The sequence below is a fragment of the Kitasatospora viridis genome (assembly GCF_007829815.1).
Lineage (GTDB): Bacteria > Actinomycetota > Actinomycetes > Streptomycetales > Streptomycetaceae > Kitasatospora > Kitasatospora viridis.
Genome location: NZ_VIWT01000005.1, coordinates 584,326 through 599,568, shown reverse-complemented (window position 1 = coordinate 599,568; position 15,243 = coordinate 584,326). Strand labels below are relative to the sequence as shown.

General features: G+C 73.6%; 14 protein-coding genes. 6 read left to right on the top strand and 8 right to left on the bottom strand.

What is annotated here, in order from left to right:
* Position 1: 1 nt before the first annotated feature.
* Positions 2-2,275 carry a peptidase domain-containing ABC transporter gene (locus FHX73_RS38940; protein ID WP_145910745.1) on the bottom strand — a complete coding sequence of 758 codons (2,274 nt, stop codon included), beginning with the start codon at positions 2,273-2,275 and terminating at the stop codon, positions 2-4.
* A 1,226-nt stretch (positions 2,276-3,501) separates the two neighbouring features.
* On the opposite strand from FHX73_RS38940, the gene FHX73_RS38935 reads away from it, so the two are divergent.
* The 3 genes from FHX73_RS38935 to rfbA all read left to right on the top strand — a co-directional run bounded on the left by FHX73_RS38935 (position 3,502) and on the right by rfbA (position 5,925).
* On the top strand, positions 3,502-3,927 hold the full coding sequence (locus FHX73_RS38935) for a response regulator transcription factor (RefSeq protein ID WP_145910744.1): 426 nt from the start codon (positions 3,502-3,504) through the stop codon (positions 3,925-3,927).
* A 118-nt stretch (positions 3,928-4,045) separates the two neighbouring features.
* Positions 4,046-5,026 carry a dTDP-glucose 4,6-dehydratase gene (rfbB, locus tag FHX73_RS38930; protein WP_145910743.1) on the top strand — a complete coding sequence of 327 codons (981 nt, stop codon included), beginning with the start codon at positions 4,046-4,048 and terminating at the stop codon, positions 5,024-5,026.
* A gap of 29 nt (positions 5,027-5,055) precedes the next feature.
* A complete protein-coding gene (gene rfbA / locus FHX73_RS38925; protein WP_145910742.1) occupies positions 5,056-5,925 on the top strand; it encodes a glucose-1-phosphate thymidylyltransferase RfbA in 870 nt (289 codons plus the stop codon).
* Between the two features lie 31 nt (positions 5,926-5,956).
* Here the strand turns inward: rfbA and FHX73_RS38920 are convergent, their stop codons facing one another.
* The 7 genes from FHX73_RS38920 to FHX73_RS38890 are packed head-to-tail and all read right to left on the bottom strand — an operon-like array spanning position 5,957 to position 12,619.
* Entirely contained in the window at positions 5,957-7,168 is a 1,212-nt protein-coding gene (locus FHX73_RS38920; protein ID WP_145910741.1) for a serine hydrolase domain-containing protein, read from the bottom strand.
* Positions 7,165-8,037 (bottom strand): FAD binding domain-containing protein, encoded by an 873-nt coding sequence (locus FHX73_RS38915; protein WP_145910740.1) that lies wholly within the window; start codon positions 8,035-8,037, stop codon positions 7,165-7,167. Before FHX73_RS38915 ends, FHX73_RS38920 begins: the two co-directional genes overlap by 4 nt.
* A complete protein-coding gene (locus tag FHX73_RS38910; protein ID WP_145910739.1) occupies positions 8,034-8,528 on the bottom strand; it encodes a (2Fe-2S)-binding protein in 495 nt (164 codons plus the stop codon). Before FHX73_RS38910 ends, FHX73_RS38915 begins: the two co-directional genes overlap by 4 nt.
* Entirely contained in the window at positions 8,525-9,241 is a 717-nt protein-coding gene (locus FHX73_RS38905) for an FkbM family methyltransferase (protein WP_145910738.1), read from the bottom strand. Before FHX73_RS38905 ends, FHX73_RS38910 begins: the two co-directional genes overlap by 4 nt.
* 17 nt (positions 9,242-9,258) lie before the next feature.
* Entirely contained in the window at positions 9,259-11,544 is a 2,286-nt protein-coding gene (locus FHX73_RS38900; RefSeq protein WP_145910737.1) for a xanthine dehydrogenase family protein molybdopterin-binding subunit, read from the bottom strand.
* Positions 11,541-12,317 carry a class I SAM-dependent methyltransferase gene (locus FHX73_RS38895; RefSeq protein ID WP_145910736.1) on the bottom strand — a complete coding sequence of 259 codons (777 nt, stop codon included), beginning with the start codon at positions 12,315-12,317 and terminating at the stop codon, positions 11,541-11,543. Before FHX73_RS38895 ends, FHX73_RS38900 begins: the two co-directional genes overlap by 4 nt.
* A gap of 38 nt (positions 12,318-12,355) precedes the next feature.
* On the bottom strand, positions 12,356-12,619 hold the full coding sequence (locus tag FHX73_RS38890; RefSeq protein WP_145910735.1) for a nucleoside triphosphate pyrophosphohydrolase family protein: 264 nt from the start codon (positions 12,617-12,619) through the stop codon (positions 12,356-12,358).
* 257 nt (positions 12,620-12,876) lie between these two features.
* On the opposite strand from FHX73_RS38890, the gene FHX73_RS38885 reads away from it, so the two are divergent.
* The 3 genes from FHX73_RS38885 to FHX73_RS38875 are packed head-to-tail and all read left to right on the top strand — an operon-like array spanning position 12,877 to position 15,231.
* Positions 12,877-13,182 carry a phosphopantetheine-binding protein gene (locus FHX73_RS38885; RefSeq protein ID WP_145910734.1) on the top strand — a complete coding sequence of 102 codons (306 nt, stop codon included), beginning with the start codon at positions 12,877-12,879 and terminating at the stop codon, positions 13,180-13,182.
* A 50-nt stretch (positions 13,183-13,232) separates the two neighbouring features.
* Positions 13,233-14,243 carry a MupA/Atu3671 family FMN-dependent luciferase-like monooxygenase gene (locus FHX73_RS38880; RefSeq protein ID WP_145910733.1) on the top strand — a complete coding sequence of 337 codons (1,011 nt, stop codon included), beginning with the start codon at positions 13,233-13,235 and terminating at the stop codon, positions 14,241-14,243.
* 52 nt (positions 14,244-14,295) lie between these two features.
* Entirely contained in the window at positions 14,296-15,231 is a 936-nt protein-coding gene (locus FHX73_RS38875; RefSeq protein ID WP_145910732.1) for a phosphotransferase, read from the top strand.
* Positions 15,232-15,243 lie beyond the last annotated feature (12 nt).

Sequence of the window (15,243 nt, the reverse complement as noted above, 5' to 3'; positions counted from 1 at the left end):
ATCACCCGTTCCCGGAGGTCGGGGCGTCGGCGGTGTCGCGCCGCACCACCCGCCCGTTGTCCACCACCACGACGCCGTCCGCGACGGACGCGGCAGTCAGGCGGTGCGCGATGAGGACCACCGTGCGGCCGAGGGCCGCCACGTTGCGCAGGACCCGCTCCTCCGTCGAGGGGTCGAGCGCGCTGGTCGCCTCGTCCAGCACGAGCAGGCGCGGAGACCTGACCAGGGCGCGGGCCAGGGCGATCCGCTGGCGCTGACCACCGGAGATCCCGGCGCCGCCCGGGCCGAGCAGGGTCTCGTAGCGCATCGGCATGGACTGGATGTCCGCGTGGATCTCGGCGGCCCGGGCGGCCCGTTCGATCTGCTCCTGCGTCGCGTCGGGGGCACCCAGCACGATGTTGGACCGGATCGAGCCGCCGAACAGCCGGGTGTCCTGGCTGACGTAGGAGATCTGCCGGCGCATCGCCACCCGGTCGATCCGGTCGGTGGCAGCGCCGTCGACCGCCACCGTGCCCTCGGTCGGCAGGTAGAGCCCCGCGATCAGGGCACCCAGCGTGGACTTGCCGCTGCCGGAGCGCCCGAGGACGGCCAGCACGCTGCCGGGCGCCACCGTCAGGTCGACGTCCCGCAGGGCCGGGCGGGTGCTCCCCTCGTAGCTGAACCCGACGCCGGTCAGTCGCAGTTCGCCGTCGGTGACCGGCGGTCCGGGCGCGGCATCCGGCGGGCGGCCCTCCGGGCGGCTCTCCAGGATGTCCGCGAGCCGGGCCAGGGTCCGGCCGAGCGAGGCGACCTGCAACGTGGTCTGCATCAGGTTGGTCAGCGGCACGAACAGCCCCATGGTGAGGGTCGAGAAGGCGACCACGGTGCCGAGCGGGGTGTGCCCGTCCGCCACCTGCTGTGCGCCGAGCAGCAGCACGGTGACCGGCGCGGCGAACTGCAGTCCGGACAGCACGGCGCCGCGCAGTGCCGTGGAGCGCCGGCTGCGGTTGCGGGTCCGCAGCTCGTCCGCGAAGGTGGCCGACCACCGCTCGCCGGCCACCTCCTCCAGACCGGACGCCTTCAGGGTCAGCGCGCCGTTGAGGATCTCGATCAGCTCGCCCTCGGCGACGGCCTGGCTCTCCAGGGCGTCCGCGTTCAGGTACTCCTGCCGGCGCCAGCCCAGTACGGTGACGGCCAGTTGGAGCACGGCCAGGGCGTCGACCACCAGAGCCAGTTGGGTATCGGCCAGGAAGAGCAGCGTCAGGTAGCCGAGCACCAGCAGCCCGTCGAAGACGGTCGACATCGCGGAGCTGGTGAGGACCTGGCGCACGGCGGTGCTGGTGCGCACCCGCATGGCGAGGTCACCGGGGTGCCGCCGCACGAAGTAGTCGTACGGCAGGGACAGCAGGTGGCGCAGGACCCGGAGCGTGACCCGTTGGTCGGCGGTGGCCTGCAGTGCGGCGATCGCCAGCCCCCGCACGGCCTGGAGCAGCACGAACGCGAGGACCAGGACGGCCGCCAGGCAGAGCAGCAGGGCGGCGTCGGCCCGCCCGTCCCGGGCGGTCGCGGTGTCGATCAGGTAGGCGGATCCGAAGGGCGCCGCGAAGTTGAAGAGGATCAGCAGCAGCGAAGCGGCAGCCAGCGGCACCCAGGCGGTGGTCCTCGGGAAGAAGCCGGCCAGGTAGCGCCAGTTGCCGGCCCCGGCGTGCACCGGTGCACGCCGCGACCGGGCTGCCGGGACCGCCGGGGCGTCGGCCGGCGGGCGGAACTCCAGGGCGACGCCCGTGAAGGCCTTGCCCGCGGCCTCGCGCGGCACGCGTCGCCGGCCCAGTGCCGGGTCGACGATGTAGAGGAAGGACTCGGTGGCCCGTTCGAGGACCACGAAGTGGCTGAAGTTCCAGAACAGGATGGTGGCTGCCGGGAGCCGGCGCAGTCCGTCGAGACCGGTGCGCACCCCGCGTGCCGTCAGGCCGTAACGGCGCGCGGTCGCAAGGAGGACCTGGGCGGAGACGCCGTCCCGCCCGGCGTTGGTCTGCCGGCGCAGTTCGTCGATCCCCGCCTGGATCCCGTGGTGGGCGAGCACCATCTGCAGGCTGGTCGGCCCGCAGTCGCTGAGCTGGCTCTGGGTGCGCACCGGCACGCGCCGACCGCGCGGGCGCCGGAGCAGGTCGCGCCAGGGCACTGCGTGGCGGCCGTCGCCGGTGAGCTTCCAGGACGTCCCCGGCAGCGCGTCGCCGCCGGCGGGGCGGTCGCGCCAGGCGACTGCCTCACGTCGAAATCGGCGGTCCACGGTCACCGCGGATCAACTCCTCGCTGCTGGGGTTCGGTGTTTCCCGGCGGGCCCGCGGCCCGCCGGGGCACGGCGGGGCGGGCCGCCCCCGGCAGCACCTGAGGTGCCGCCGAGAGCGGCCCGCCCGCAGTCGGCGCGCCGAGGGGCCGGTCCGTCGGCGGCGGTCCCGCCCGACGGACCGATCACCACTACGGCTTGCCGAGCGGCGTGACGAAGCCGCCGGAACCGCCGACGACGTCGGTCAGCTCCTCGTCCTCGACAGCGCTGAAGTCGACGTCCTCGAAGATGATGTTCTCCATTTCTTTCACCTCCCCCTGGGTCTCTGGTGGTTTCACCGCACGGCACGGCGTGCTGCCGTGCGGTTGGCTCTGAGGGGCCGGCGGCGGGAGCGCCTTCGGCGCGCGGCACACCGCGCCCGGTGCGGACCCGCACCGACGGGGCCGGGCCGGCGTCCGGGCGCCGACCCGGGTGCCCGGACAGCACCGGGGTTCGCGGTTCTTCCGCGGGCCGGCGCTGCCGGCACGCCATCGCGTCGGCCGACGGGGTGAACTGATGGCGGAATTCCTCTCGCGGAATCACGCCGGCGGCGTCCGATCGGACCGGTGGACGGAATCGGCCGGGTCGGACTGATATTCATGAAAAGCCTTTTCGGTCCCGGGACCGACCGGATTGCCCGGCCCGGACCGCGTGGACCCGGAAGTCTCCGGCACCGGCACCGGCACGGCCCCCGCATCAGCGGGCACTGTCCGAGCGGTGATCCCTTCCGTCGCCAGAGACTTTTGCATCCGATCGGACTGATCGTCAACCCTCGTGAACTGGAACGGTGTTCGCCGGCCGAATTCACCGGTGGCCGGTCCGGGCGCGTCGCACGCACGGCGTGCCAGGCACCAGGAATTCCACTGACGATCCCTCAGGACATGTGACGGGACGGCGACTGCAGGTCACCGGGCTCGCACGCCGCGCGTGCCAAGCTCCGGAATTCCCGCGAAAGGAACTCGGGAAGCCGGCGGGACGGTCCGCATGAATCGCACGCACGGCGTGTCAGGGCTATTCTCCGTACAAATGTCAACTTCCCTTGCAGGCAAGGTCGTACCATGATTGACTCTGGCGGACCACTTGACACGCTTCGCAGATGTCGTGGTGCGAAACGCAAGCAGTGAGGCCATTTCCTGGCGCTCCTGTGGTGATCCTGTAAACGGACACAAGAGGGTTGGACATCAAGAGGGTTGGACATGACGCCAAACAAGGAATCATCGACGCTCGTGCGCGCTCCGGGGCCGACCGGGAGGAATGCGGCCGCCATCCGCGACGCGGCATTTCCGCAATGGCGCGGCGCGGCGACCGCCGGGGGCATCGGATCGCGTGACGAGATCGAGCGGATCCACTCCGGGATCTCCGCGCTGAGCGCTCGGGAGTTCGAGGTCCTCCGGCTGGTCGCCACCGGGATGACCAACTACAGCATCGGCCTGGAACTGGGCATCTCCGAACGGACGGCACGCGAGCACATCGCCCGCATCATGCTGAAGCTCCGGGTGGGCTCCCGGGTCGAGATCGCCGTCGTCTCCACCAAGTGGGACTTCTTCACCCTGGCGGGCCGGGGGCAGCTCCGGGAGCCCGGTGAGGCGGCCCGCGGGGAGCGGACCGACCGCGGGGCCTAGGCCCGCGGTCCGGCGCGGGCCGACCGCGACCGGTGTGACGGCGCGTCAGCTCCTGCCGTCCCGGCCCGAACCCGAGCCCGCAGGCTCGGCGAGATCCGATCAGAGGGGCTTCACCTCCATGCACATCCTGGTGACCGGTGGCGCCGGATTCATCGGCAGCACCTACGTGCGCCGACTGCTCACCGGCGGTCTCGGCACCGACGTCTCCGGTGTCACCGTCCTGGACAAGCTGACCTACGCGGGCAACCTGGAGAACCTCGCGCCGGTCTCCGGCGACTCCAGGCTGCGGTTCGTCCACGGGGACATCGCGGACCGGGAACTGGTGCCGCAGCTGCTCTCCGAGGCCGACGCCGTGGTGAACTTCGCGGCCGAATCCCACGTGGACCGCTCCATCGGGGACTCGACCGAGTTCATCCGCACCAACGTCCTCGGCACCCACAACCTGCTGCGCGCGGCCCTGCAGCAGGGCCTGCCGCGGTTCCTCCAGGTATCCACCGACGAGGTGTACGGGTCGATCGCCGAGGGCTCGTGGACCGAGGAGTCGCCGCTCGAACCCAATTCGCCGTACGCGGCGGCGAAGGCGAGCGCGGACCTGCTGGTCCGCTCCTACGCCCGCACCCACGGCCTGAACGCGAGCATCACCCGGTGCGGCAACAACTACGGCCCCTACCAGTTCCCCGAGAAGCTCGTGCCGGCCTTCGTCACCGCGCTGCTGCGCGGCGGCACCGTGCCGCTCTACGGCGACGGCCTGAACGTGCGGGACTGGCTGCACGTCGACGACCACTGCCGCGGCATCCAGCTGGTGCTCGACCGGGGTGCGCCCGGCGAGGTCTACCACATCGGCGGCGGAAGGGAGTTGTCCAACCGGGAGGTCACCGGGATGCTGCTGCGGACACTCGGGCGGGACTGGAGCTCGGTCCGGCCGGTCGCCGACCGCAAGGGCCACGACCGCCGCTACTCGCTCGACGACGCCAAGCTGCGCGGGCTCGGCTACCGGCCACGGGTCGGCTTCGAGGAGGGCCTGCGGCAGACCATCGCCTGGTACCGGGAGAACCCGTCCTGGTGGCGGCCGCTGCTCGACCCCGGCGAGCAGGCGTGAACCGCGGCCCCTCCCCGGAAGGAACGACCATGCGCGGCATCATCCTGGCCGGCGGATCCGGCGCCCGGCTGCGTCCGCTGACCAACGTGCACTCCAAGCAGCTGCTCCCGGTCTACGACAAGCCGATGGTCTACTACCCGCTCGCCCTGCTGATGCAGGCGGGCATCCGCGAGGTCCTGGTCATCTCAACGCCGCAGCACCTCGGGCTCTACCGCGAGCTGCTGGGCGACGGGAGCAGGCTCGGCATCACCCTGGAGTACGCCGTCCAGGAGGCGCCCGAGGGGCTCGCGCAGGCCCTGCTGATCGGCCGCGGGTTCATCGGCTCCGGCGCCGTCTGCCTGGTGCTGGGCGACAACATCTTCTACGGGCACCGGCTGCCCGACCTGCTCCGCGCGGAGGCCGAACGGCTCGACGGCTGCACGCTGTTCGGCTACCCGGTCGGCGACCCCGAGCGGTACGGCGTCGCCGAGGTCGACGGCGACGGCGCCATCGTCGGCCTGGTGGAGAAGCCGAGCCGCCCCAGTTCCAACCTGGCGGTGACCGGCCTGTACATGTACGGCAACGAGGCCGTGGACCGCGCGGCCGAGCTCGCCCCGTCGGCCCGCGGCGAACTGGAGATCACCGACCTCAACCTCACCTTCGTGCGGGAGAACCGGGCCCGGCTGGTCAACCTCGGCCGCGGCTGCGCCTGGTTCGACACCGGGACCCACGACAGCCTGCTGGAGGCCTCGCTCTTCGTCCAGCTGCTGGAGAAGCGCCAGGGCATCCGGATCTCCTGCCTGGAGGAAGTGGCCTACCGGATGGGGTACATCAGCCGCGAGCAGCTCGCACTGGCCGGCAAGGAACTGTCCGACTCGTCAGGCTACGGGCGCTACGTGCTGGCGCTGGCTGACGCCTGAGCCGCCCGGAGCGGTCCGAGCGGCGTGGGCGTCAGTCGTCGAGCGCACGGTAGGCGGCCGCCCACACCTGGGGGAAGACCCGGTGCCGGAACGTCGCCGTGCTCTGGGTGACGAGCATCGCCGTCAGGTCCCGGGCCGGATCGTTGAACCAGCCGGTGCCGTACTTGCCGTACCACCCGTAGCTCCCGACCGAGGGCGCCAGGTGGTTGCGGCGCAGGTTGACCGCCATCCCGAAGCCCCAGCCGAAGTGCTGCTGGAAGACCGGTGTCCAGACCAGCGTGGAAGCCTCCCGCTGGCGCCGCGTCAGGTGATCGGTCGTCATCAGCGCCACCGACTGCGGCGACAGGACCCGTTCGCCCCGGTGGATCCCGCCGGCCAGCAGGGCCGAGGTGAAGGCCAGGAAGTCGTCGGCGGTGGTGACCAGCCCGCTGCCGCCCGTCTTGAACACCGGCAATCGGTGCCGGAGCCAGTCGGGGCCGTGCTCGACGGCGAGCGCGCCGGTGGCCTCGTCGTGCGTGTAGGCGGTCGCCAACCGCGCCGCGCTCCCGGCGTCGATGCCGATACCGGTGTCCTTCATCCCGAGCGGCTCGCAGATCCGCTCGCGCAACGCCTCCCCGAGGGGACGTCCGGCGGCCCGGGCGACCAGCACGCCCAGCACGATCGGGCTGATGTGGTACATCCAGCGCTCACCCGGCTGGTGGGCCAGCGGCAGCGCACCGAGCCGGCGGATCCACTCGTCCGGCGACAGCAGCTGACCGCCCGGACGGTCCGCCAGCTCCAGGGCGTTCAGGGCGTCGGCGAGCGGGACCGCGCCCGGCTCGGCGAGGATCGCACCGGTGCCCAGGCGGCAGGTGAGCAGGTCCCGCAGCGTCGTCGGCCGCTCGGCCGCGACGGTGTCGTCCAACGGCCCGGCCGGATCGGCGAGCACCCGCATGCCGGCGAGCTCCGGGAGGAACCCGTCGACCGGGTCGTCGAGCCGCAGCGTGCCGTCCTCGACCAGTGTCATCGCGCAGGCGGCGACGAGCTGCTTCGTCCAGGACGTGACGCGCACGACGGTGTCGCCCGCCATCGGCGTTCCCGAACCCTCGCCCTCGAAGGCGAGTCGGCCCGTCGCCACGACGTGCACCTCGCCGCGGCGGGCCACCAGGGCCAGCGCCCCCGGCACGTGGCCGGCCCCGACGTGGCGCTTGAGCACATCGCCCAGCCGGGCCAACCGGGTCGGCGAGAAGCCGCTCGGGGTCATGCCCGCCACCCCCGCTCCCCTGCCGCGGCGAGCACCGCACGGCGCGTCAGCACCCGGGCCAGGTGGTCCCGGTACTCGGTGTCGACGCCCCGGTCGACCGGCGGTGCGGCGCCCTCGGCCGCCGCACCGGCGGCCCGGTCCACGGCCGCCGCGGTGGCGTCCGCACCGGCCAGTGCGGCCTCGACCGCGAGCGCCCGCAGCGGGGTGGCCCCCATGTTCGCCAGTCCGATCCGTGCCTGCACGATGCCGCCGCTCCCGCGGCGCACCGCCGCCGCCACGCCGACCACCGCGGCGGCCTGCGCGCAGTGCCGGAACTTCTCGTAGTGGAACCCCCAGTCCGCACCGAGCTCGGGCACCCGGATCTCGACGAGCAGTTCCCCGGGTTCGAGCGCGGTCCGCAGGCGCCCGGCGAAGAACTCGCCGGCCGGGAGGGTGCGCCGCCCGTGCGGACCCTGCGCCACCAGCTCGGCGTCCAGCGCCAGCACCGCCGGCGGCAGGTCGGCGGCCGGGTCAGCGTGGGCGAGCGAACCGCCGAGCGTGCCGCGGTGGCGCACGGCGGGGTCGCCGACCGTGCGGGTCGCGGCGGCCAGCAGCGGCGCGTGCCGGCGGACCAGCGGGTCGTGCAGGACCTCGTGATGGGTCGTCATGGCGCCGATCACGAGCCGGCCGACCTCCCGCCGGACACCGCGCATCCCCGGCACCCGGCCGACATCCACCAGGAGCGTCGGGGCAGCGCGGCGCAGGCGCAGCATCGGCAGCAGGCTCTGGCCGCCGGCCAGTACCGTCGCGCCCGGGCCGCCCTCGGCCAGCACCCGGACGGCCTCCTCGACGCTGGTCGGGCGGGCGTAGTCGAACGCTGCGGGGATCATTGCGGCGCCCCGTCCCCGCAGGCGGCCGCCACCCGGCCGGGCGCCGCGGCGAGCACGGCCCGGACGATGTTCTGGTAGCCGGTGCAGCGGCAGAGGTTGCCCCGCAGCGCGTCCCGGACCGCATCCGGGTCCGGGTCCGGGTCGTGCCGCAACAGGTCGCGGGCCGCCATGATCATGCCGGGGGTGCAGTAGCCGCACTGAAGGGCGTGCTGCTCGTGGAACGAGCGCTGCAGCGGGTGCCAGGCGCCGTCCTGGGCCAGCCCCTGGGCGGTGGTCACCTCGCAGCCGTCCGCCTGGACTGCCAGGACCGAGCAGCTCTTGACGCTCAGACCGTCCAGATCGACCGTGCACGCCCCGCAGTTGCCGGTGTCGCAGCAGATCCGGGTGGCGGTCAGGTCCAGCCGGTCGCGCAGGTAGTGGGCGAGCAGGAGCCGGGGCTCCACCTCGTCCTGGTGGACCCTGCCGTCCACCGTCACGGTGATCCGGTTCACCCGGCCCTCACGCTTCCGGACCGGAAGATGCCGTCGATCATCAGCATCTGACCGGTCGTGTCGTCGCCGCTGTGGTTCTGCTCCAGGGCGACCATCGAGAAGCCCCGTGCGGTGAGGAAGTCCAGCATCTCCCCGAACGTCGGCGCGCCGTGGTGCATCGGGACCAGCGGCAGCTCCAGTTCGAGCAGCGCGACCTGGTCGAGGACCGGCCCCGCGCCCCGCAGGACGGCCAGCTCGGCACCCTCCACGTCGAGCTTCAGGTACACCCTGCGCCCCTGGCAGCCCAGTTCGCCCCAGAGCGAGCGCAGCGACCGCACTGGCACCAGCTCCGTGCCGGCCTCGGTGTCGTGCGGCCACACCCGCGCGGGCAGCTCCGTGCGCCGCAGCACCGAGGAACCGAGCGAGGTGCGGGTCAGGTGCAGCAGGACCTGGCCGTCCGCCTCCCCGAGCGCCACGTTGCGGCAGTGCCAGGCATCGTCCGCGCGGGCTGCCTCGGCGAGCACCGCGAAGGTCGCGGAGGCCGGCTCGAACGAAACGATCTCCCCTCGGTAACCGCACTGGCGCAACCACCTCGCGTACTGACCACCGTTCGCGCCGCCGTCGATGACCAGGTCGACGTCCCGCAGCAGCAGGCGTCGCCGCTCCTGCGAGGTCATCAGGTCGGCGGTGTGCGCCGGGAGGTCCCGGACCGTGCGTGGGGCCGGACCGGCCATGGGTTCCTCGCTCTCGTTCACTGCGGCGACCGGCCCGCTCGGCCGGCCCGCGTGATCGCCGCCCAGACGCGCTGCGGCGTCAGCGGCATGTCGATGTGCCGGACGCCCAGGTGGGCGACCGCGTCGATGACCGCGTTCTGCACCGCGGGGGTGGAGCCGATCGTCCCCGACTCGCCGATCCCCTTGACGCCGAGCGGGTTGACGTCGGTGGGCGTCTCGCCGGCCGCCAGCTCGAAGTCCGGCAGATCGGCGGCCGCCACGGCCGGGTAGTCCGCGAGCGTCGCGCCGAGCGGATTTCCACTCCGGTCGTGGCGGACCTCCTCGAACAGCGCCTGCGCGATGCCCTGCGCGATGCCGCCGTGGCGCTGGCCCTCGGCCAGCACCGGGTTGAGCACCGGCCCGGCGTCGTCCACCGTGACGTGGCGCAACACCGTGGTCAGCCCCGTCTCGGTGTCCACCTCGACCACCGACAGGTGCGCGCCGAACGGGAAGGTCGGGTGCTCCGCCTCGAACTCGACGGCCGCACCGATCCGCCCGGCCGGCCCACGGCCGGCCACCTGCGCCCAGGTCAGCGCGCGGCCGGGGTCGCCGACCGGGTACCAGGTGCCGGAGCCGGTGTCGAGCACCACCTCGGCCGCACTGGCGCCGAGCAGCTCGGCGGCGCACCGCCGGGCCTGCTCCCGGACCTCGTGGGCGGCCTTGCGCACCGCGGAGCCGCCGAGTTGCAGCGACCGGCTGGAGTAGGTGCCGACCGCCTTCGGGATCAGGTCGGTGTCCCCGTGCACGACGTCGATCCGGTCGAGCGGGATGCCCAGCGCGTCCCCGACCAGCGTCGACCAAGCGGTCCGGTGCCCCTGGCCCTGCGTCGAACTGCCGGTCAGCACCGTCACCCGGCCGTCGGCAGCGACGGCCACCTCGGCGGTCTCGCCACCGCCGCCGGTCATCTCCACGTAGACGCACAGGCCGATGCCCAGCAGGTCGCGGTGGCCGCCGTCCCGGCGCGCGGCCTGCTCGGCCCGCAGCGCGCGGTAGTCGGCGGCGGCCAGGACCGTGTCCAGGGCCGCCTGGTAGGCGCCGGAGTCGTAGCGGGCCCCCGTCCGGGTCCGGAACGGGAACGCGTCCGCGGCGATCAGGTTGCGGCGGCGGACCTCGGCCGGATCCATGCCGATCTCGGCGGCGAACAGGTCCACCGCCCGCTCGACGGCGGCCGTGGCCTCCGGCCGGCCCGCGCCGCGGTACTTGTTGACGGGGGTGGTGTTCGTGACGACGACCCGGTACCCGGCCTGCACCTGCGCGATGTCGTACACGCCGGGAGCCATCGTGCAGGTCACCGGGGCGAGGGTGGCGGTGCGCGGGTAGCCGCCCGCGTCCTGGACCACGTCCAGGCGATAGGCCGTGATCGTGCCGTCGCGCCGGCCGCCGATCCGGACGCGGTTGAGCTGGGCCCGCCCCTGGGTCATGGCGACCAGGTTCTCGGCCCGGCTCTCCGCCCACCGCACGGCGGTTCCCGACCTCCAAGCCGCCCACGCGACGGCGATCGCGTCCCGGTCGATGCCGATCTTCGCGCCGAACCCGCCGCCGACATCGGGGACGACCACCCGGATCGCCCCGAGCGGGATGCCCAGTGACTCGGCGAGGGTGCTCCGGCAGCGCTGGGCGTTCTGGCTGCTGTGCCAGACGGTGAGCCGGGTGCCGTCGAAGACCGCCGCGGTCGCGCGGCACTCCAGCGGGACACAGGCCACCCGGTGGTTCGCGATCTCCTGGTCGACGACCACGTCAGCGTCGGCGAAGACCGCGTCGTCGTAGCCGTCACGGCCGCGCTGGTCGGCGACGTTCGTCCCGACCTGCGGGAACAGCAGGGTGTCGTCGAGCAGCGCCCGGGCGGGCCCGACCACGGCTGGCAGCCGCCGGTACGCCACGTCGACGAGCTCCGCGGCGTCCGGGCCGCCGTACCGCGCGTCGGTGAGCACGATCGCGACCGGCTCGCCCACGAACCGGACCCGCTCCCCGGCGAGCAGCGGCTCGACCAGGAACTCCCCGCCCGGCACCGAGCCGGGGAAGGCTCTGGGCGCCGGCAGGCCGTCCAGGTCAGCAGCCGTGTAGACGGCCAGCACGCCTGGGTGGGCCCGCGCCCGGGACGCGTCGACGCCGGTGACCACCGCGTGCGCGACCGGGGACCTCACGAAGGTCGCGTGGGCCGCCCCGGCGAGTTCGGGCACCCTCAGGTCGTCGACGAAGAGGCCGCCCGAGGTGAGCAGGCGCGCGTCCTCCAGACGCCGCACCCGGGTGCCGAAGGGACTCACGCCGCGGTGTCCGGGTTCCTGGTGGTGCGCAGGCAACGGCAGGCCACCGGCAGCTCGATCGTCCGGTCCCCCGACAGGCCCAGCTCGTCCCGCGCGTACCCGGCCACTTGCTCGTCCACGGCGCGCCGGGCATCGGCCGGCAGCAGGGCGGCGGTGGCGTCGGTGCCCAGGAGCCCGACCAGCTGCTCGGCGGTGACGGTCATCGTCCAGGTCAGCCGCAGCTCCTCCAACGGGCCGAACAGCGCACCGGTCGGCGGGTCGACGGCCTTGCCGGTCGGCGCCACGACGCCCCGTCCGCCCTCCCGGGCACGCAGCGCGCGGGTGAAGCGGTCGAGCTCGGCAACCCACGGGACGGACACGTCCCGGTGGTTCCACAGCACGCCGAACCGGCCGCCGCCGCGCAGCACCCGGGCGATCTCGGGGACGGCGCGGTCCGGGTCCATCCAGTGCCAGGCCATCGAGATCAGCACCGCGTCGGCCCGGCCGTCCGGCAGCGGCATCTCCTCGCCGGTGCCCGGCAGTGCCAGCGCGGCCGGGCAGCCACGGGCGAGGACCTCGCGCATCCGCGGGTCGGGCTCGACCGCGACGACGTTCGGAACCCGGTCCACCAGGCTCCGGGTCAGCGCGCCGGTGCCGGCCGCGAGGTCGACCACCGTCCGGCAGCCGTCCGGCAGAAGCCAGTCCAGGGCCGCGGTCGGCACACCGGGCCGGAACCGGTCGTAACGCTCGGCGATCTCCCCGAAGGACAGTGCCCGGGTTCCGCTGCGGTCCATGCTCAATCCCCTCCAACTGCTCGACGGCCGCGATTCCCTCAGTCCGGGCGGGCCGCGTTCCGCTCGGTCTTCGACTTGACCTCGGCCCGCAGATCGAGCCCGGTCATCTCGGCGATGCTCGCCACGTAGAGGACGACGTCGGCCAGTTCCTCGCCGAGCTTCCCGCCGCCCTTGCGCCACGCGCCGAAGGCCGCCGCCGCCTTCTCCTGGAGCATGCAGAACTCCAGTGGGACGTCGGTGGTGTTGAAGCCCTTCAGCACCTTGTTGTCCCAGGCGATTCGCTGCACGGAACCGATGTCCACGTCGTTCCTCCCGGAAGCGCACTCAGGTCGTGGGAATGCGGGCCCATGCTGCCGCCGGGCCCGGCAAGGCGCCTATTGGCTCTTCGGCCAGCACCTCGGCCACGGGACACCGGCCGAAGAGCCAGTAGGCAGGGTTCGGGCGCGACGGGAGTATCGGTCCGGATTCCCACCCGCACGAGCACCGGGGGACCCGCGTCGGACGGGACGCGGCATTGCCCGAGCAGTGCGGCTGCCGCGACGGCGAAAGGTGATGAGGCATGGCCGAGAACTCGACCCCGGGCAACGGCGAACCGGACGGCGGGGTGTCATCCGCCCCGGCACCACCGGCGCCGGCCGGTTCCGGGACCGAGGAACTCCTGCTCCGGCTGTTCGCGCAGGTGCTCGACCGCGACGACGTAGGCGCCGACGCCGGGTTCGAGGACCTGCGCGGGGACAGCATCGCCGCGATCCGGCTGGTCACCGCCGCCCGCAAGGCCGGCCTGGCGCTGAAGGTGCGGGACGTCTTCACGCACCAGAGCGCCAGGCGCCTCGCCCGTGCCGTCGACGGCCGTTCCGGGGCCTAGGCCCTGTCCGGCCGGATCGCCGGCACCAGGTCGATCACTGGAGGAGAACCGTGGATTTCAGTCTTTTCTGCTTCGCCCATGACGGAACCGGCGACACCCGGCGGATCCCCTACGACCTGCTACTCGAAGCAGCGCGGTTGGCGGACCGGCACGGGTTCGCCGCGGTGTGGGCCCCTGAACCGCACTTCCATCCGTTCGGCGGGCTCCGCCCCAACCCCGCGCAGGCGGCCGCCGCGGTCGCGGCCGTCACGGAGCGGGTCGAGATCCGGGCGGGGAGCGTCGTCGGCCCGGACTACGACCTGACCCGGTTCGCGCAGGAGTGGGCGACGGTCGACAACCTCTCCGGCGGCCGGGTGGCGCTGTCCTTCGGCCCCGGCTGGCCCGGCCCCGACTTCGTCCTGGCGCCGGAGGACTACCCGCAGCGCCGGGAAGCGCTCATGCGCACGCTCGGCACCGTGCGGCAGCTCTGGCACGAGGGCGCTACCGGCACCGGTGCCGACCGCATCTTCCCGGCCCCGGTGCGGCCCGAGGTACCGGTCTGGCTCACCAGCGCGGGCAGCGCCGGATCCTTCCGGGAGGCCGGTGAGCTCGGCGTGGGAGTCCTCACCCACCTGCTCTGCCAGAGCCTGGAGGAACTCGCCGAGAAGACAGCCGTCTACCGCGAGGCCTACACCGGGACGGGCGCGCCGCGGGTGGCGCTCCTGCTCCCCGCCCTCCTCGGGCCGGACCGCGCGGCGGTGCGGCAGGCCGTCCGCGCCCCGTTCCTGCGCACCGACGCGGGGCGGCTGCGGCAGGCCCCGGGTGAGGTGCTGCGCGGCGTGGATCCGGCGGACCTCGACCCGGAGGACCTGGAGTTCCTGGTCGAGCGCGCCTTCGACCGCCACGTCGGCACCGGGGGCCTGTTCGGCCGGGTGGAGGACGCCGCGGGGCTGCTGGACCGGGTCGCCGCGGCCGGCGTCGACGAGGTCGCCTGCATGGTCGACTTCGACCTGGAGACCAGCACCGTTCACACCGGCCTCGGGCACCTGGCGGCACTCAAGGACACCTGGCGGGCCCGGTGACCGCGACGCCCGGGAACGGTCGCGGTTCCCGCACCCAGTACGGTTGCTCGGCATGACCGAGATCGAGCCCGAAGCCGGCTCCGCGACCACAGCCGCTCTCCTCCGCGAGCAACTGCGGCTCCAGCAGCCGGACCTGGCCGAGCTGCCGCTGCGCGAGGTGGAGGGCGGCTGGGGCAACCAGATGTGGCGCCTCGGGGACGAACTGGCCGTGCGGATCCAGCGCATGAACACCGAGCCCGACGAGCAGCTCAAGGAGCGCCGCTGGCTGCCGCTGCTCGCCCCCCGCCTGCCGCTGCCGATCCCCGTCCCGGTGCGCACCGGCGCGCCCTGCGATCGCCTCCCCAAGATGTGGACGGTCATGACGTGGGTGCCGGGCCTGCCGCTGGACCACGGGTCGATCACCCGCGGCGAGCACGCGGCCGACACCCTGGCGGCGTTCCTGCGGGCACTGCACGTGCCGGCGCCCGCCGACGCACCGGCCGCCGCGGGCTTCGGCGCGCACCCCGCGGAGTGCGCGGACGGCTTCCGCCACTTCTTCGACTCCCTCGACGCCGACGCGATCGGCTCTGCCGACGACGACGTCCGGGCCGTCTGGGCGGACGCCGTCGCGGCCCCCGCCTGGCAGGGTCCGCCGGTCTGGGTGCACGGCGACCTGCATCCCGCGAACGTCGTCGTCGCGGACGGGACGCTGGCGGGCGTCGTCGACTTCGGCGCCCTGTGCGCCGGCGACCCGGCCTGGGACCTGGCGGCCGCCTGGGTGCTGCTGCCGGCCGGCGCGGCCGCGCGCTTCTTCGCGGCCTACCCGGAGGTCGACGAGGCGACGGTCCGGCGCGCCCGCGGGCTGGCCGCGCTGAAGAGCCTCTTCCTGATGCTGATGGGCCAGAACGGGGACCGCGGCCTGCCCGGCGGCAAGCCGGCCTGGGGACCGCTGGGACGCGCGGCGCTCGACCGGCTGCTGAGCGAGCGTCAGACCCGGTTCCCCGGTTAGGGCCTGTCCGGC

Excerpts from the sequence above, each read along its gene's own strand:
- FHX73_RS38895 (WP_145910736.1), bottom strand. The coding sequence starts at position 12,317 with ATGGACCGCAGCGGAACCCGGGCACTGTCCTTCGGGGAGATCGCCGAG.
- FHX73_RS38885 (WP_145910734.1), top strand. The coding sequence starts at position 12,877 with ATGGCCGAGAACTCGACCCCGGGCAACGGCGAACCGGACGGCGGGGTG.
- FHX73_RS38905 (WP_145910738.1), bottom strand. The coding sequence starts at position 9,241 with ATGGCCGGTCCGGCCCCACGCACGGTCCGGGACCTCCCGGCGCACACC.
- FHX73_RS38915 (WP_145910740.1), bottom strand. The coding sequence starts at position 8,037 with ATGATCCCCGCAGCGTTCGACTACGCCCGCCCGACCAGCGTCGAGGAG.
- rfbA (WP_145910742.1), top strand. The coding sequence starts at position 5,056 with ATGCGCGGCATCATCCTGGCCGGCGGATCCGGCGCCCGGCTGCGTCCG.
- FHX73_RS38875 (WP_145910732.1), top strand. The coding sequence starts at position 14,296 with ATGACCGAGATCGAGCCCGAAGCCGGCTCCGCGACCACAGCCGCTCTC.
- FHX73_RS38935 (WP_145910744.1), top strand. The coding sequence starts at position 3,502 with ATGACGCCAAACAAGGAATCATCGACGCTCGTGCGCGCTCCGGGGCCG.
- rfbB (WP_145910743.1), top strand. The coding sequence starts at position 4,046 with ATGCACATCCTGGTGACCGGTGGCGCCGGATTCATCGGCAGCACCTAC.
- FHX73_RS38920 (WP_145910741.1), bottom strand. The coding sequence starts at position 7,168 with ATGACCCCGAGCGGCTTCTCGCCGACCCGGTTGGCCCGGCTGGGCGAT.